The sequence below is a fragment of the Cyclobacterium sediminis genome, from assembly GCF_054781075.1.
Genome location: NZ_BAAGVC010000007.1, coordinates 462,132 through 480,306, shown reverse-complemented (window position 1 = coordinate 480,306; position 18,175 = coordinate 462,132). Strand labels below are relative to the sequence as shown.

General features: G+C 40.3%; 15 protein-coding genes and 1 riboswitch. Of the genes, 9 read left to right on the top strand and 6 right to left on the bottom strand.

Going from position 1 to position 18,175, the window contains the following annotated elements; all coding sequences use genetic code 11:
- The first annotated feature begins 13 nt into the window (after positions 1-13).
- The 7 genes from rfbC to ACYVHJ_RS10700 all read left to right on the top strand — a co-directional run bounded on the left by rfbC (position 14) and on the right by ACYVHJ_RS10700 (position 6,321).
- Positions 14-565: a dTDP-4-dehydrorhamnose 3,5-epimerase family protein gene (gene rfbC / locus ACYVHJ_RS10730; RefSeq protein ID WP_460514605.1), complete on the top strand. Its 552-nt coding sequence runs from the start codon at positions 14-16 to the stop codon at positions 563-565.
- On the top strand, positions 565-1,320 hold the full coding sequence (locus tag ACYVHJ_RS10725) for a tyrosine-protein phosphatase (protein ID WP_339901935.1): 756 nt from the start codon (positions 565-567) through the stop codon (positions 1,318-1,320). The genes rfbC and ACYVHJ_RS10725 overlap by 1 nt, the downstream gene beginning before the upstream one ends.
- A gap of 22 nt (positions 1,321-1,342) precedes the next feature.
- On the top strand, positions 1,343-2,305 hold the full coding sequence (locus tag ACYVHJ_RS10720; protein WP_460514603.1) for an NAD-dependent epimerase/dehydratase family protein: 963 nt from the start codon (positions 1,343-1,345) through the stop codon (positions 2,303-2,305).
- 99 nt (positions 2,306-2,404) lie between these two features.
- Positions 2,405-3,817, top strand: a complete 1,413-nt coding sequence (locus tag ACYVHJ_RS10715) for a tetratricopeptide repeat protein (protein WP_460514601.1) — start codon at positions 2,405-2,407, stop codon at positions 3,815-3,817.
- Between the two features lie 36 nt (positions 3,818-3,853).
- Entirely contained in the window at positions 3,854-4,615 is a 762-nt protein-coding gene (locus ACYVHJ_RS10710; RefSeq protein ID WP_014019519.1) for a phosphosulfolactate synthase, read from the top strand.
- Between the two features lie 30 nt (positions 4,616-4,645).
- Complete coding sequence (locus tag ACYVHJ_RS10705) at positions 4,646-5,581, top strand: DUF368 domain-containing protein (RefSeq protein WP_339901932.1); 936 nt, start codon at positions 4,646-4,648, stop codon at positions 5,579-5,581.
- Complete coding sequence (locus tag ACYVHJ_RS10700) at positions 5,578-6,321, top strand: shikimate dehydrogenase family protein (protein WP_460514598.1); 744 nt, start codon at positions 5,578-5,580, stop codon at positions 6,319-6,321. Before ACYVHJ_RS10705 ends, ACYVHJ_RS10700 begins: the two co-directional genes overlap by 4 nt.
- A 67-nt stretch (positions 6,322-6,388) precedes the next feature.
- On the opposite strand, the gene ACYVHJ_RS10695 is transcribed toward ACYVHJ_RS10700, so the two are convergent.
- Positions 6,389-8,881 (bottom strand): zinc-dependent metalloprotease, encoded by a 2,493-nt coding sequence (locus ACYVHJ_RS10695; protein ID WP_460514596.1) that lies wholly within the window; start codon positions 8,879-8,881, stop codon positions 6,389-6,391.
- 121 nt (positions 8,882-9,002) lie between these two features.
- On the opposite strand from ACYVHJ_RS10695, the gene ACYVHJ_RS10690 reads away from it, so the two are divergent.
- Positions 9,003-10,118 carry an NAD(P)/FAD-dependent oxidoreductase gene (locus ACYVHJ_RS10690; RefSeq protein WP_460514594.1) on the top strand — a complete coding sequence of 372 codons (1,116 nt, stop codon included), beginning with the start codon at positions 9,003-9,005 and terminating at the stop codon, positions 10,116-10,118.
- A 59-nt stretch (positions 10,119-10,177) separates the two neighbouring features.
- On the opposite strand, the gene ACYVHJ_RS10685 is transcribed toward ACYVHJ_RS10690, so the two are convergent.
- The 5 genes from ACYVHJ_RS10685 to ACYVHJ_RS10665 form a co-directional block, all read right to left on the bottom strand.
- Positions 10,178-12,580, bottom strand: coding sequence for a TonB-dependent receptor (locus ACYVHJ_RS10685; protein ID WP_460514592.1), 2,403 nt, complete (start codon positions 12,578-12,580; stop codon positions 10,178-10,180).
- 82 nt (positions 12,581-12,662) lie between these two features.
- Positions 12,663-12,759: riboswitch (TPP riboswitch) on the bottom strand.
- Between the two features lie 49 nt (positions 12,760-12,808).
- Positions 12,809-13,876, bottom strand: a complete 1,068-nt coding sequence (locus ACYVHJ_RS10680) for a fatty acid desaturase family protein (RefSeq protein ID WP_460514590.1) — start codon at positions 13,874-13,876, stop codon at positions 12,809-12,811.
- Between the two features lie 97 nt (positions 13,877-13,973).
- Positions 13,974-14,588 carry a gliding motility lipoprotein GldD gene (gene gldD, locus ACYVHJ_RS10675; protein ID WP_339680495.1) on the bottom strand — a complete coding sequence of 205 codons (615 nt, stop codon included), beginning with the start codon at positions 14,586-14,588 and terminating at the stop codon, positions 13,974-13,976.
- Between the two features lie 2 nt (positions 14,589-14,590).
- Positions 14,591-15,196 (bottom strand): nitroreductase family protein, encoded by a 606-nt coding sequence (locus ACYVHJ_RS10670; RefSeq protein ID WP_460514588.1) that lies wholly within the window; start codon positions 15,194-15,196, stop codon positions 14,591-14,593.
- Between the two features lie 23 nt (positions 15,197-15,219).
- On the bottom strand, positions 15,220-17,472 hold the full coding sequence (locus ACYVHJ_RS10665; protein ID WP_460514586.1) for a TonB-dependent receptor: 2,253 nt from the start codon (positions 17,470-17,472) through the stop codon (positions 15,220-15,222).
- A 149-nt stretch (positions 17,473-17,621) separates the two neighbouring features.
- Between ACYVHJ_RS10665 and ACYVHJ_RS10660 the strand changes: the two genes are divergently transcribed.
- Complete coding sequence (locus ACYVHJ_RS10660) at positions 17,622-18,164, top strand: gluconate 2-dehydrogenase subunit 3 family protein (protein ID WP_339904254.1); 543 nt, start codon at positions 17,622-17,624, stop codon at positions 18,162-18,164.
- Positions 18,165-18,175 lie beyond the last annotated feature (11 nt).

The following is an 18,175-nucleotide window of genomic DNA, read 5'->3' as shown; positions in this document are numbered from 1 at the left end:
TAAATCCAAAGGTATGGAAATCAGGGAAACACCTATTAAAGATGTATATGAAATCTACCCAAAAGTATTTAAAGATGCAAGGGGTTATTTTTTAGAAAGTTACAGACAGGATAGTTTTGAAAAGAAGGGTTTAAATACCACTTGGGTCCAAGACAATCAATCCTATTCAGAGGCCGGAATTGTTCGCGGTCTTCACTTTCAAAAGGGCGAGCATGCACAAGCAAAATTGGTAAGGGTTATTAGCGGCAAGGTGTTGGATGTTTGTGTTGACCTTAGAAAGGGCTCAGATACCTATGGGAAATTCCATTCAGTGGTCTTGGATGAAAAACTTCAAAACATGTTGTATGTTCCTAAAGGCTTTGCACACGGTTTTGCCGTATGGGAGGACGCCGTATTTACCTATAAATGTTCTAACCTTTACAACAAAGAAAGTGAAGGTGGAATTATTTGGAATGATAAACAGTTAAGCATTGATTGGGGAGTGAGTGAACCACTGCTATCAGAAAAAGACCAGTTGTGGCCTGATATTGAAAAATTTACAGAAATAAGCAAAGGAGGACTTTAATGTCTATCATTAAACTATTTAAAAAATTTAATCAATCACCTAAAAATAAACCGCTCGACCTCAGCTGGCTAGGGGCTGACATGCACAGTCATCTGATCCCGGGCATTGATGATGGTTCACAAAACATGGAAGAATCCATTGAGCTGATCAGCAGGCTTTCGGGTTACGGGCTAAAAAAATTAATCATCACCCCACATATCATGAGCGAGTTTTTTAAAAACACGCCTGAAATCATAGGGGCCGGATTAGAAAAACTTAGATTGGCTGTAAAGGAAGCTGAAATTGACATTGAATTGGATGCTGCAGCTGAATATTATCTGGATGAAGTTTTCTATGAAAAGATTGAAAACAAAGAACCTATTCTCTCTTTTGGGAGCAACAAAATGGTCCTGGTAGAAACAGGGTTTATGAGCAAGCCTCATATTCTTTTGGATACTTTCTTTAAAATGGAAATGTTGGGCTACCAACCGGTATTCGCTCATCCTGAACGATACATTTATTTACATCAGGAGGTGGAAACACTCGATGCGTTGATAGATAGAAGCATCCCTTTTCAGCTTAATTTACTTTCACTGACAGGTTACTACTCTAAAGGCGTCAAAAAATTTGCCGAGAAATTAATAGATCGAAACTTGGTGAAATTGGTAGGGACAGACTGCCACAATGAAAAGTACCTCAATGCCATGGAAAGATTACCCCATAGCAAATACTATGATAAATTACAGGAAATGGATTTGTGGAATAAAGAATTATAATAACCTGTAAGCATTATTGCGTGTGAAAAAAATATTGATTACCGGCATTACCGGGTTATTGGGAAGCTATCTGGCAAAAAGTTATGCCGGTAAAGCTCAAATTTCCGGGCTCAAAAGGCAAAATAGCAGCACAGATCTTCTGGGAAATCTCGCTTCTCAAATCAACTGGTATGAAGGTGAGATCACAGATGTAGAACTGCTGATCGAAGCCTGCAACGATCAGGATCTAGTGATCCATGCTGCCGGCATGGTCTCATTTGATGAATCCCAAAAAGAGGCCTTACTGGAGACCAACACCCAAGGTACAGCCTGCATGGTTAATGCCATGCTGTCTTCAAGCTGCAAAAAATTGGTTTTTATAAGTTCTGTTGCCGCACTTGGGAGAGATGCTGTTCCCCTTATCAATGAAAATCAGAAATGGGTAAACTCCCATCTAAATACTCCCTATGCCATTTCTAAGCATCTCGCAGAACTAGAAGTTTGGCGAGGGGCACAAGAGGGGCTTGAGGTAATGGTCTTCAATCCTTCCATCTTATTGGCAAAGATTGGTGATGAAAGAAGTTCCAGTCAAATTTACAGATATGTACTGGAAGGAAACCGGTATTTCCCAATTGGAGACATAAACTATATAGATATCAGAGACGCTGTTTCCCAGATCAATACCATGATAGATTCCGGACATTGGGGACAACGGTACATCATCAATAAAGAAGCCATACCTTATGAAACATTTTTCAAAGAAATGGCCAAAGAATTTAAATTAACTCCACCCAAAAAACCTTTGAATAATTGGATGGCCAAGATGATAATCAACTGGTCCATGCTCTATAATTATTTTGCTAAAAATAAAATACCTGTTACGCCTCAGACGATCAAATCTGCTCAAAGCAAAATCAGGTATGATAACAATAAAATTAATTCGATTACAAAATATACCTATACCCCTTTAACGGACACCTTTAAATGGGCGATATCGGTTAATTGACATACATACAAAGCCGTTAATTAATCATAAAAACTTGAATGGTTTAGGTCATCTCAAGAATAAAATTGGTACATTAAGTTTAAAAATTACATCAAACCTATGACAGAAGATTTTGATAATCATTCAGATCAAGAGAAAGAGTTGGTTAAGAGGTTTGAAGACTCACTTAGCGCTAACTTAAATTTGTTTTTCGGAGAAGAAGAATTAGAAGATATCATTAGATATTACCATGACCATTTTAAATACAGAAAAGCGTTAAAAACCAGCGAATGGGCTTTGTCTAAGTTTCCATTTTCAATTGAAATAAAATTGTTAATGGCTCAATCGCATATTTTTCTCGATGAAGTAGAAGAAGGTTTAGAGATTCTTGAAAACCTAAACAATATTTCACCCAACAATGAAGACATTGTGCTGACATTGGCCAATGCCATGTCCATATTGGATCAGAATTCAGATGCCATTCAACTACTTCAAAATTTTATCCCCTTGGCTGAAGACAAGGCTGAGGTGTTTTACCTTTTGGGGAATTTTTACAGGATAGAAAATAAAAACAGGGAGGCCATTGAATGCCTTAAGGAAGCTGTAAAGCTTAAAATCAATCATGAAGATGCCTTGTTTCAGCTGGCCATGCTAACTGATGAAGAAGGTTCATTTGACGAAATCCTCAATTTCTACCAAGAATTTATCGATCAAGACCCTTACAATGCCAATGCATGGTATAACCTTGGCGTGGTTTATAATCGCTTGGGTAAGTTTGAGGAGGCCATTGATGCCTATGAATATGCTTTATTGATCGATGACACCTTTTCATCTGCGTATTTCAATCTTGGCAATGCCCTGATGAATACCAATCAGTATAAAAAGGCCTTGGAAGCCTATTTAAATACAATCAATTGTGAAGGAAGCAATGCTGAAAATTGCTGTTACCTTGCGGCTTCATATGAAAAGCTGGATCAAATAGACATGGCTTTCAAGTATTTCAAAAAATCCGCAAAACTGGATTCAGAATATGACGATGCCTGGTTTGGGCTTGGAATGTGCATGGTCAAAAAGAAAAAATATTTTGAAGCCATACATTATTTCAAAAAAGCCATCAAATTAACTGCAGAAAACGCCAACTATTGGGTGGGGCTGGCTGATGCAGAATATCAACTGGGCAACCTTCAGTCAAGTTCTGAAGCCTATGAGGAAGCCATTAATCTGGAACCAGGCATTTTAGAAACCTATATCAACCTTTCCTTGATCTATTTTGATCAAAACAGATTTGAGGAGGCGGAAGATGTGATTATGGAAGGCTTGGAAGAGTTACCTGAGGAGGCAAGCCTTTATTATCGACTGGTAGTGTATATGATTAAGACAGGTAAATACAAAGAAGCCTTTTCAATTTTGGAAAATGCATTAACTTTGGACTTTGAAAAACATACGTTGCTATATGAGTTGATGCCTGAACTGGAACAACAGAAAGCAATCTATAAAATAATCAATCAGTATAGAGAGGGTTTTAATGAATAAGACTCTTTTTTATCTATTATATCAAAATCATATTGAATGAATTACATCCTGAACAGCATCCCATCCAGAACACAGAAGCCTAGAAATTCGGGATTTACCATGGCTATGGACAAGGGTTTAAGTCTAAGAGAAGTGGAAGACTTCATAGAAGCTAACGGAGATTACGTAGACATCGTTAAATTAGGCTGGGCCACTTCTTATGTCACTACCAAACTAAAAGAAAAAATTGATATTTACCGGGCTGCCGGCATTCCTGTTTATTTTGGAGGCACTTTATTCGAAGCTTTTATCATTAGGGATCAATTTGAAGACTACAGGCGACTACTGGACAAGTACCAACTTTCTTTTGTAGAAGTTTCTGATGGCTCCATTACCTTGGACCATGACACTAAATGTGAGTACATTCAAACCCTTGCAAAGGATGTAACCGTGCTTTCAGAAGTGGGATCCAAAGATGCCGCCAAAATCATTCCTCCTTATAAATGGATTGATCAAATGCAAAAAGAACTTAGTGCCGGTGCTTGGAAGGTTATAGGTGAAGCCAGAGAAGGAGGTACCGTAGGGCTTTTCAGAGATTCAGGAGAAGTAAGGCAAGGTCTGGTAGAAGAAATTTTGACCCAAGTTCCGGAAGAAAGAATCATTTGGGAAGCACCACAGAAGGAACAACAAGTTTGGTTTATCAAATTATTGGGTACCAATGTGAATTTAGGAAATATTGCCCCCAATGAAATCATTCCGTTGGAAACGCTAAGACTAGGACTAAGAGGAGATACTTTCGATTTCTTTTTGAACAAATAATTTTTAATCTCATTATTAAAAGTCCAATCAATGAATAAGTTTCGTGAGAAGGCATTCCTTTTCTTAAAAGGCATGGGTATGGGAAGTGCCGATATTGTCCCCGGGGTTTCCGGTGGTTCAATAGCACTGGTTACGAAGATCTATGAAGAACTACTGGCGAGCATCAATTCCTTTGACCTCACCGCCATAAAGTTATTGGCAAAGTTTGAGGTTGTGGCTTTCTGGAAACATGTAAATGCTGGTTTCCTACTGACCTTATTTTCAGGAATCTTAACCAGTATTTTTGCTTTCTCAAAAGTGATAACTTTTCTGATTGACAAATACCCCATTCCCTTGTGGTCATTTTTCTGTGGGTTGATACTCATTAGTGCCATAATTATTCTTCGTGATATCAAACGATGGACCATTGTTGCCATTTTGATGTTTCCTATCGGAGCGCTCATTGCCTATTTCATCACTGAGCTTCCAATGATTTCTTCACCTAATAACATTTGGTTTACTTTCACTGCCGGAGCCATTGCCATCTGCGCCATGATACTTCCAGGAATTTCAGGTAGTTTCCTCTTGCTAATCTTAGGAAAATATGAATTCATCCTACACGCTGTCAATGAAAGGGATATTGTGATCCTGGGTGTCTTTGCTTTGGGATGTATCACCGGCTTATTGCTGTTTAGCCGGGTGATTTCTTGGTTTTTGAAAAACTACCATGCCCTAACCTTGTCTTTCTTGTCAGGCTTTATGATTGGCTCTATCAATAAGATTTGGCCATGGAAAAAAATCCTAACCTATAGGGTGTCAAGTTCCGGGGCTCAAAAGCCATTGTTGACAGAGAACATATTGCCCCATGTATATCTAGCCGAAACAGGGCAGGAACCTGCCTTTCTGATCGCTATTTTGGCATTTTTGATTGGTGTGGTCTTGGTGGTCGGACTTGAAAGGTTGGCTTATAATTTTAGGAAAGAATGAAAAAATACGGTTTAATAGGTTATCCTCTGACCCATTCCTTTTCAAAAAAGTATTTCTCTGACAAATTCGATAGAGAAGGAACCACAGATTGCAGGTATGATTTGTATGAAATCCCAAGCATCCAAGACCTGCCGGAAATCATTTCCTCGCAAGAAGGTTTGATAGGACTTAATGTGACCATACCTTACAAAGAGCAGGTAATCCCCTTTCTGGATAATTTAGAACCTGCCTGTAAAGCCATCGGTGCTGTCAATTGTATCAAACTAACAGAGAAAGGGCTAATCGGATACAACACCGATTATTATGGTTTCAAAACCTCCCTGACCAACTGGCTGGGACAGGAAAAACTCCAAGCTCTGGTATTGGGAACAGGTGGTGCATCCAAGGCTGTTTGCCAGGCATTGAAGGATCTGGAAATCCCCTATTTAAAAGTCTCTAGAAAGCCTGATGCCTCTACCAAAAACACCATTAGCTACAAGGACATCATGGCTTCTCCGGATTTACTCCAAGAGTATCCGCTGATCATAAACAGCACCCCTTTGGGTACTTATCCCAATACCTCAGCCATGCCGGACTTGCCTGTAGATCAGCTAACAGCCAATAATTGGTACTATGATCTGGTTTATAACCCCACGGAAACGGCCATGATGAAAGCCGCAGCTAAAATGGGAGCGAAAACAAAAAATGGAATAGAAATGCTCCATCTTCAGGCAGAAGCCGCTTGGGATATTTGGAACTAGTAAATTCAAAAAAAGCCATGAGATATAATCTCATGGCTTTTTTATTAAAAAGGGTTGAAATAGATCCTTAAGAAGGATCTAATATTTTATTTACTCTCTCAAGACAATCCTCCAAATGAATTTTACTCATGGAGTCTGAGGTTCTTGGAATAGCCCTTTTGACCTCCCTTTGAATTACATTTAATGAAGCACGAGCCACTGAGGGTATATCCGACTGCGATGCATTCAGAGAAGAGGCAGATCGACCACTAGCATCCTTGGTCATCAACGCTTCAAGTTTCTCCAAATGTGCCTTTTGCAGACTTCTTCGATTCACATCAATGGATTTCCCTTCAGGCAATTCCGCCCATATTCCTTTCCTTAAATCCGTCATCATTTCCAACAAACCATAAGCCTCAGCACCATTCATGGCTTCATTCTCAATAATTCTTCCAAGGCGGCCCCAGTCCAAAATCCCATTGAGTGTACCCACCTGCAATTTTCTTATTCTATCCAAAACTCCAAAATCTTGAATTCTACCGGTTATATTGTCATCCGTCAACCAATCCTGAGTCAAAAACAACTCCTCTTGAATAAAAGCCATAGCTTCCTTCTGCTTGGCTTTATCCACATGAGTATAAACGGGTTCATTTTGGCCTATGGCTTTATAAATTTCATAAACTCCTCCAATATTTGTTCTTACATGTCCCATATATCGGTTATACTGCGTCAACACTTGGCCATATAACTCCTTCAGGTCATCATAATCTTTAAAAGGTTTATCCAATTCTACCGTCCATTCGATAAGGTTAGGAAGGATGCGTTTAAGATTTTGAATCCCATAATAGGAGGCCTTCATCGCATCATTGCCCAAGTCTTCACTTTGCGCACTGGGATCATAAGGATTACCTTGCCTTCCATAGCGGTAAATGGGGTCACCTTTTTTTGCCAAGATCCATTGGTCAAGGATCTCTTGTTCATCTTCCGGCGTTGCAGCATCTGGAAGAGGCCGATAGCCCCAGGAGATGGCAAATTTATCATAAGGCCCTACCTCAGGGAACAAATGCACCCCTTCGTCTTCCGGCTGGGCAATATAGTTGAAACGTGCATAATCCATAAGTGAAGGAGCTGTTCCATACTTAGCGGTAAAGGTAGCAGAGCGCAAAGAATCTACAGGATAAGCAAAAGATGAAGCAAAGTTATGTGGCAAGCCAAGGGTATGTCCCACTTCATGAGATGAAACAAATCGAATTAACCTTCCCATCACTTCATCGTCAAATTGTACCGCCCTGGAGTCAGGGTTGATTGCTGCTGTTTGCACAAAGAACCAATTGCGTAACAGGTTCATAACATTGTGGTACCAGCCTATATCAGATTCAATAATTTCTCCCGATCGTGGATCTGAAACATGGGGACCATAGGCATTTTGAATATTTGAAGCAAAATACCTGATCACCGAATACCTGGCATCTTCCGGATTCCAATCGGGATCCTCTTCCGGGCTAGGTGCTTCTTTGGCTGTAATGGCATTTTTAAAACCGGCTTCTTCAAAAGCTGCATTCCAATCTTCCACACCTGCAATCAAATAGGGAACCCATTGTGAAGGAGTAGCCGGATCTATATAATAGACAATTTGCTTTTTAGGCTCCACCAGTTCTCCGGCCTTAAACTTTTCCATGTCCTCCTCTTTTACTTCGAGTCTCCATCGATCCAGGTAGATGCGTTGACTTGCTTTATGGGCGTCCAGACCATAATCTGTTACCCTCGTATTGAACCAGCCTACCCTTCGGTCAGCGAGTCTTTGCTTCATGGGTTCTTCCGGGAGCAAGACCATGCTGCTGTTCATTTCCACTGTAATGAGCCCTGTTGAAGCATTGGAAGGTGGAGCAGAAGCTGCATATGTCAATACATATCGGGCTTCAATATTGGTGGGATAAGGGCTGATCCTTTCTATATAGGACCTGTCCGTGTCTAGCCGCGTCACTTTGTAGCTTTTTCTGCGCCTTTGTTGCAAACCAAGAGCATGTATATCTTTGGAGAATAGGTCTGACACTTCAATCAACCAACCTTTTTCATTTTTGCCTTTGGCCTCTATATCAAATCGGTATAAAATAGGTTCCAGGTTGGAGTTTTTTACCGCTTGATAAATCGGAAGCGAGTCCGCAGCAGTATTGGCATAAGAAACCACCTTCAATAAGATATTCTTGTCTTTCTTTTCCCATTTGAGCATTTGGGTATTGGTGCGCTCTCCACCATAGCCTATACCATTGGCCGTCTTTGCGATGGTGGTAACCATAAGCATTTCCCTACCGAGCATTTCTTCAGGGATTTCATAATAGTATTTCTCTTCCACCTTATGAACAGTAAAAAGCCCTGCTTTGCTTTGGGTACTGTCTTTAATTATTTCACCATAAGATTTTAATCCATCTTTAGGTTTTGCAGGTTTCTTTTCGGTATCTTTTTCTTCTTGTTTGTCCTTTTTTTTCTTTCTTCGCTGCGCCTCTGCCAAATCCGGTGAAATGAGATTTAGCCCAAATCCGACTAGCAGCAAAATCAAAAGGCTTACCTTTGACTTCAACATATTGGGTTATTTAATTAAGTTAGGAATAATAGAAAGTAAAATTAAAATTTTAATTTGTATTCCGGCACATGCTTCAGTAATAGTTACAAACCATTACGCATTCAAGTTGTTAATATAACAGATGAACCAAAACCAAATTACAATCATAGGCGGAGGGCTTTCCGGATTAATTGCGGCTTACCTTTTGGCAAAGCATGGTAAAGAGGTCCTTCTCATTGAAAAAAAGAGCTACCCCTTTCATAGGGTTTGCGGGGAATATATCTCCAACGAAGTAAGGGATTTTTTAATCAAGGAAAATTTATTTCCATCCTGCTTTAACCCTGCAGAGATCAATACTTTTAGGTTAAGTGCAGTCAATGGCGCTTTGGCAGAAGTTCCGCTGGACTTGGGAGGTTTTGGCATTAGCAGATACAACTTTGACCATTTCCTTTACCAAAAATGCCAGGAAGTAGGCGTAAAGTTTCTATTAAAGACACAAATAGCCACTATAGATTATATTGCCAAAAAAAAGCTCTTCGACCTTAGTACCAATCATGGTGAACGGTTGGTTTCTCCAATTGTTTTGGCAGCATATGGCAAAAGATCCAAGATAGACAAGTACCTCAAGCGACCTTATTTAAAACAGCGGAGCCCTTATATAGGTATCAAACACCATATCAAAATAACCCAAGCAGACCATATTGTTGCTCTGCACAATTATGAGGGAGGCTATCTGGGCATCAATCGCGTGGAGAATGGACATTTTAACCTATGTTATCTTGGGAGCAGGGCCCAATTAAAAGCGGCAGGAAATATCCCTGCCATGGAAGAACAATATTTGTTTAAAAACCCACATATCAAAGCAATCTATGAAGGTGCAGAATTTCTCTGGGAGAAACCCGAAGTTATCAATGAGATCAGTTTTGCCACCAAATCTCCGGTAGAAAACCAGGTGATTATGATAGGTGATGCAGCCGGTATGATCACTCCTTTGTGTGGCAATGGTATGGCCATTGCCATTCACAGCGGAAAACTGGCAGCCGAAGCTATTCTAAAACACAAGAACCTCAAAGCCGTTCAGGAGGAATATACTAAGGCTTGGAATTATTTTTTCTACAGTCGCTTACGCACCGGCAGGGCTGTTCAGCGGCTTTTTGGTGCCCCTCTGGTCTCCAAAATAGCAGTAAATGTGCTCAAAAAGTCGCCTTTTCTTGCCAAAAAACTTATTCTCCAAACGCATGGAGCACCTATAAAATAAAATCTCCCCCCGGTCTAAACCAAGGAGAGATTCCTATAAAATTACTGTTTCCTTATCATTTAAAAGCGGATGGATATTCCTGCCATAAAGTTGGTGCCTGCCATTGGGTAGTAATAGTTCTCAGCTACTCTTTGCATCCCCTGTCCTTCACTGTTGGGGACGAAATAGCCAAAGGTGTAGCCGTTGGGTTCGTAAAGTTTATCGAATACATTGTTCACTTTACCTGAGAATACAACTTCTTTTACAAATCCCGGTTTCCAAGAATAAACGAACCTAAAGTCGGTGGTCCAATAAGCATCAAGACTTCTATCCTCTTGCTGGGCATTGTCCAGAAATTGCTGGCCTACATATTTATTGAGCAGGCTCAATTCAAGATTTTTTATAGGCTTGAAATCAATAATGGCACTCCCCACTACATCCGGAGAAAAGGCTATGTCTGTATTGGTATAGGTGATGCTTTCCTGACCGGTAAAGTCCCAGTTTTCGTCGTACACATCACTGTATTCCGTATAGCTATCAATTTTATTCCGACTAAAAGCAACATTACCGCCTAAGGTCCATTGGGGAGAGAGCATCACTGCTGCATCAAGTTCTATACCCGCCCTATAGCTACTGGCCACATTTTCTCTAATATAAGCCCCCACATCATTTAGCTGACCAGTCAACACCAACTGATCTTTATAGCCCATATAATAAAAATTGGCATTGTACTGAAAATTAGATTGTTTGACTCTAATTCCGGCCTCCACATTATTTAGTTTTTCGGGCCTTGGGATTTCAGAAATGGGAGAATCAGTAAAATCACTTCTTACAGGTTCTCTATTGGCCACTGCATAGGAGGCATATAAAGTTTTTCCATTTCCACTTTCATAAGAAAGCCCAAACTTAGGATTGAAAAAAGTGTAAGATTGCTGTCCACTAACATCTCTTTGGTCATTATTCTTTCCATTAAAAGAGTAGTCAATTCCTCTTACTTGAAGGTCACCAAATAGGTAAAGTCTTTCCCTTACCTCGTAGGTGGCTTTTGTGTAAATATTCCGATCATCTTTTACCGCTACATTGTTATAATACTTGTCGCGAATATTGGTGCTTCCTGCAATGTCCATCCAAATGATTTCACCAAAGTGGTCTCCATCATAGCGATTGGCTCCTCCACCTAGAATGGCATCCAACCTTCCATTGGATGAAACATACTTTAAAGAGAAAACAGCACCATAAAAGTCATTGTCTAGCCATCTCCTTCGGATAATATCCGTACTATTGATTGCTTGATCTGCTATCTGTATAGGCTCAATTCCATAATCCTCTAGGTCATCATCTTCTTTAAACTGCTCATAATAACCCTGTCCGGCAGTATAATGCAAAGCAAAATTCGCTTTTAAGTTGTCCGATAGTGTTCCGGCATAAATGAACTGATAATGATTTTGCTGGTAATTGTCTGTTTCGTTATCGTAGGTATATCCATTGTAAGTTCGGTTGGTAGCCAGCAAATTTTCCGGAACCCCATTCCAAGCTTGGTAGGTTTTTTCTGCACCGGCAAAGATATTCACCTTCACTACATGCTTCTCTCCGTAATATCCTCCGGAAACAAAATAGGATTTGAGGTTAGAAAAAGCCCTGTCAATATACCCATCAGAGGTTACCTGCGAAAGCCGGGCATCCACAGCCCATTTGTCATTGATCAGACCCGTACCTGCTTTTATGGTATGCTTGCGGGTATTGAAAGAACCGTAGGAATTGTCTGTTTCTGCATAAGCCTCTTCTCTTTTTGTATCGGTCTGTATGTTAAGACTGGCACCAAAGGTAGCCGCTCCGTTGGTAGAGGTTCCAACTCCCCTTTGGATTTGTATATTGTCTACTGAGGAAGCAAAGTCAGGCATATTTACCCAAAACACGCCATGGGATTCGGCATCATTCAATGGGATTCCATTTACGGTAACATTGATCCTAGTCTGATCTGTCCCTCTTATTCGCAATCCGGTATAGCCTACTCCAGTTCCGGCATCGGAATGGGTTACAATTGATGGGGTATAATTTAGCAATAAAGGTAAATCTTGTCCTAAATTATCCTTTCCAATGGTCTCCTTGTCTATCACCTGGAAAGTCGTTGGGGTGGTTTCTGAAGCCCTGGTTCCCGACACAATAAATTCCTCGGCCGTAAGGGCTATGGGCTCAAGTGCCACCACAAGTTTTTCTTCCTGAGGCAGGGAAACGCTTATCGTCTGGGAAGAAAACCCTATAAATGAAATGCGAAGACTTGCGGTGTTTTGCTTTAGGTTCATTAATTGAAAGGCACCATTTTCATCAGTAACTGCCCCTTTGGAGGTACCTTGTAAGTAGATGGTCGCACCTTCTAGAGGCGCATTACTTTCAGCGTCAGTAACTAAACCCTGAATATTATTTTGGGCAATAACCCAGTGGCTCAGCAATATAAATATTGCTGAAATACAAATACGAATCATGTTGATATTTTATTCTGGTTAAACATAGAAGAAATGAGGGGACAAATCTCCTTTTCTTGTTTACCCAATAGCATTACGTACGATTAGCTATTTTTCATTTCCCTGCGCCGGCATTATCCGTGTCAGGTGATATGGGTATGATCTCAGCCCGTTATATTAAGGCACCCCTAATGATCTTGCCACAAATGTAGCAGGTATTATTTAAAATATCAAACTTCCAATTTTAGATTATGCAGTTCCCAAAATTTTCAAATGACGAAAATGAGACCTAAAAGCCCACCTTAATTTTTGATGTTCAAGGTATTGGATATTGTAATCTTTACAGGTTTCCTTAATGATCTTACTTAATGCCGGATAATGAATATGGGAGACTTTGGGAAACAAATGGTGCTCAATTTGGTAATTCAAGCCACCCAAAAACCATGTCAATAATTTATACCCTGTGGCAAAATTAGCAGTAGTTCTGATTTGATGTATCATCCATTCGTCCTCCAGGCAATTGGACACGGGTTCAGGAACAGGGAAGGCCGTTTCTTCAAGGCTATGAGCCAATTGGAAAACCAAGGTCAACAATAAACCTGCAAAAAGACTGTAGACCAAAAAGCCTATTAACCATGGCACCCAACCCATCATGTATACCGGAATGGCAATAAACAGTGCCAAATGAAGGGCCTTAAAACCCCAAAAACTGATATGGTCAGATAATTTCATTTTCTGAATTGGCACTACTCCAACCTTTCTGGTTACATATTTTTTATAATCTGTGAAAAACACCCAATAAAGGTATAACAGGGAATATGTTAAAATAAAATAGTAATGTTGAAACTGATGGATTTTAAATTTCTTTTGACTAGGTGAAAGGCGTAAAAATGGCCTTGCATTCAAGTCATCATCAACCCCATCCACATTGGTATAGGAATGATGAACCACATTGTGTTTGGTTTTCCACATGAAAACATTGGCACCTAGAAAATTAATGGACATTCCTGCTAAAGAATTGAGCCATGGCTTATCGCTAAAGCTCCCATGAGCACCATCATGCATTACATTAAAACCAATAAAAGCAGTCAAAGCACCCAATATTAAGCACTCTATAAGACCTAATACCCAATGTGGTGTAAAAAACACCAAATGAACGTAAAGCAATAGAAAAGACACAACCATGATACCTGCCTTTATGAAAAGGTCAATATTCCCTGATCGGGCAATGTTTTGAGTTTTAAAATATTCTCCAACTCTTTGTTTTAAGTCTTGGTGAAAGGTTATTTTAGGTCTAGAAAATTTAGGCGTAGCCATATAGGTAAATAAATGTTTTTTAAAATTGGAAAGGTTACTAGGCGCTAGTAAATATAAAAAGTAGCTGATGGTAGGTACACATATAATTTTAAATATACTACTTTAATCTGACATTTTCAAATGAAAGTGTATTCATCAAATGCATCATATCAACTTTGATGTATTCAATTATGGGTGCCAGTGAATCATTTTTCACTGCTGTCTGGAAGTATAACGCTCCCCGTAAAAAATGTTGTGTAGAATCAGTAACAAAAAATTGAAACTGAGTAGGCACTTCCCCACTTAGCTCTGAGACAAAGCCGCTATAACCTTTGGGCGTCAATAAAACAGCTTCATCTATTCCATAAGCTTTGACCTGATGCTTGAAGGTCAAACTCATGGCATCATTCAGATAAGTTTTGAGCAAATCCTCATCACCATTGATTTCCTTATAGGTAAGGTGCACTCGGGCATCTAGTCCTGCGTAATGTACATTCGTCCAGGTCTCTTCATCAAGGTTAAAGGAATCTCTTTCAATCTGCGCATAGGCGGAATGTTCAAACCTATAAGGTAAATTTTTATTTAATGAAACAAAATCCCGCTCTGGCAAATCAATGCGGTTATAGCCCGTAGGTTTGGGAAGGTAGTCTTCACTACATGCTCCCATCACCAACAAGACCAGCCAACAAAAGGCCAAAGCAGGATTTTGATATAGTTTTTTTAAAAAAACCATTGTTATTTTATCCAAGTCACTTTATCAGATATTGGGCTTCTCTTTCCTTCAGGCCAACCATCAGAGGAAGGCTTGGCCACAAAGAAAAAACCCATCAACATATCTTCTTCTCCCAGGCCAAAAAAGCCCTTTGCCTCCGGCCAAAATGTAGGAGCACCCGTACTCCAATAGCCGGCTAAGCCTCTAGCACTAGCAGTTAAGTACATGTTCTGAACAGCCATGGCTACGGAAGAAATCTCCTCCATTTCAGGAAGGTTTGCCCGCAGGTCTCTCTTCATGCCAATGGCAATTACATGAGACGCCTTTAAAGGGTTCTCTTTCAACTTATTGTATACAGCTTCTTTAAAAACGCCTGTCTTTTTACTACGCTCTTTGTATAAGTTAGACTGATAATCGGCTAATTTTTTTAAGCCCTCACCTGAAAAAACTACAAAGCGCCAAGGTTCTGTAAGCTTATGTGTAGGTGCCCAGTTGGCATTCTCCAATAGCTCCTTAATGACCCCGTCATCAACAGGATCATTTTCCTTGAACTGGGCCACAAATTGAGACCTCCTATTGCGTATAATTTTATTGACTTCTTCTATATTGAATACAGGCCTGTTGTTCATAAATAATTGCTTTTTTGAGATTGTTAATATCTTAGTCCAACCTTTATTCCGCCATAAAAGTTTCTTGTCGCAGCTGGTTGAAAATACCTTCCCCCAAATGGGTTTAGGTCATTCCCTAAGCTATAGGTCGCATTGGTTAAATTCTGTACCCCAAAATACAACTCGAGATCAAGGGCATTTCCTACATCTCCTCTCCAGCCTACCCTTGAATTCATCAAGTGATATGCTTCCTGAAAAACTGTATTGGCATCATTCAGGGGTATATCATCCACAAACTGGTGGGTAAAGTTCAGGTAAAAACCGGGTTTGGTCTTGATGTCCAATTGATTCACCAATGTATGTGGAGCCACACCTGTCAAGTCATTTCCGCTATAATCAGTGTCCCCTTTTACAAAGTCCACAAACTCAAAATAGTGACCTGTAAATGAATGAGTAATTTTAGCCTCCTGAACAAATCCCATTTGTTTCCTGATCAAGGCATAATCTACCATCAACTCTATCCCTTTCTGATTGGTGGCACCGGCATTCCTGAAGAGTACCACGCCTTGCTCATTCACAAAGGTGGTGATGGTTTCATCCAGTTTGAAATAGAAAACCGAACCATCCACATTTACCCTTCCTTTATTGAAGCTGGAACGGTAACCCAGTTCATAATTCACTCCTTTTTCAGCTTCCAGATCCAAATTAATGGATCCCTCATTGGTTCTTACCTCATCTATGGTTGGTGGAGAAAAACCGGAGCTAATGCTAGCATGTAAGGCTGAATTGGGATTTAGTTTTGCAGACAAAGCTACCCTTGGTACAATTACAGGGTCAAATGTCCGCTTGGCATTGGAAGGTACCCCGTTGATCGCGTCAATATTTCTGGCGATATCAAAACTGGAAAAGTTCTCACTTAAACCTAGGGTCATAAGCAAGTTATCGGTAAGCTCTGCTTCTAATTGCTGAAATAGGAAGGCTGTGGTGGTCAGCAACTCATCCCCAAAGCGGACGGTATCAATCAGCCCTCCATTGTTCCCGAAATTCAGAGCAGAAGTCTTGGAAAGCTGGTATTCCCCACCTCCAATAAGTCTGACCGGAATATTGGCCCAAATGTCATCATAGGTAAAACTGGTTCTACCGCCATAGCTAAACTGCGTTTCTTTTTTATAATCCAGGTTAAAAGGATTCTCAAAATCAGTGGTATTGATATAAAGTGAGGTTTTGTTGTCCAGATTATGGTTAAACCTGTAGTCATGAGACAAGGTACCATACATGGATTTTTGTTTGATCGAAGCATTTTGGGCTGCAGAACCTGGTCTTGCCTGTTGTGGGTTTTCTGCCACCTGATCTGCTGTCAAAGCTCCCGGCAACTCATAGAAAAGGTCGGAATATAGGATTTGTGTTGTAAGCTTCTGTTTCTTTGAAGGCTGATAGTAACCGGTTACTTGCACGACTTCTCTATCCATGGCAGTATGGTCTCTGTACCCATCCGATTTTTGGCTGGCATAGGCCACAGAAACCCCACCATTTTCCAATTTTTGATCAACTCCCAGGCGGTACCGAACCAGTCCAAAGTCACCTACAGATAGGGCAGCACTGATTCTGTTTTCATCTATGGACTCCTTACTGGTAAAGCTAATTACCCCTCCGTTTCCTGCACCATAGATACTCCCTGCAGGACCTTTGATTATTTCTGTATTTTGAATATTGGATAAGTCAAGCATGTTCAATGGCGTGGTGCCATCTGCTGCGGTAAAGGGCATGCCATTCCAGTAAACCTTCACATTTCTTACCCCAAAAGGAGCACGCAAAGAACTGCCTCGGATAGAAACCCGGTAACTGGCCGGAGCTCTTTCCTCTATCCGTATTCCGGGCTTTGTGTTGAAAGCCTGAACCAAGGAGGTTTCATTGAACCGATATAAATCCGATTCTGCAACCCTGGCGATTCCGGCAGCCTGCTCCAGCAATGGCCGTTCAGATTCAAAGGAGCTGACCAAAACTTCTGTCAAAGCATTTTCTCCTCTTTCCAAGTAAACCGTTACTTCACCTGAAGCCGGCACCAAAACTAATTGGTCAACAAAGGCAATATGTGAGAACAGCAAATTAGAAGGCTCAGTCAAGTCTACTGTCAATTCTCCCTGCTCATTGGCAGTCACCGCTTTTCGGGTGTCTACCTTTACTGTAACAAAAGATACAGGTTCTTGAGAATCAGCATCCAAAACCTTAATACTCGTCTGCGCCAAAAGCCCAAACGGAAGAAGCAGTATTACTATTACTTGTAGTGTTAATTTCATTTTTCGCTTTTTATAATAGTGGTGGTTAAGTTTCAACGGTAAAATTAAACCATTTTTAAGGGAAAGTACCACCAATGAAAAAAACCTTGGACTGTTAATCAAAAATTTAATAACTTGTTCGAGTATTTTCATTTTACTCAAAAAATATTATGGATAGAAGATCCGCTATGAAGCAATTAGCGATTCTTACCGGAGGGGCAGTCATGATACCTGCCTGCAACTTCAGCGAGGAATCCATTTTGCAAGCCTATCAAAACCTAAAAGTTACTCAAAGCGATCATGCTTTGCTAAGCCAAGTGACCAATACCATATTTCCCGGCACCACACTTAAAAAAGCCGAAGAATTGATGATTCCGGACTTTGTGCTGCTTATGAGTAACGACTGTCTGAACCCCGATCAACAAAACGGTTTTGTAAAAGGGCTTAAAGGCTGGGATGATTTTTCAAAGAAAACCTATGGCAAGGCATTTTCTAAAATGGACCAAAAAGAAGCCGAAGAAGCCATAGTGAAAGGAATGGCCTTGGAAGGAGAAAATGACAGTGAAGCCGGAAATACCCGCCAATTCCTGAATACCACCAAACGTTTTGCCTTGCAGGGATATCTTAATTCTGAATATTTTATGACAGAAATAAAGCCATACGAACTGGTTCCTGCACGTTTTTATGGGAGTAAATTAATTGAAAACGCATAAATTAGATAGGA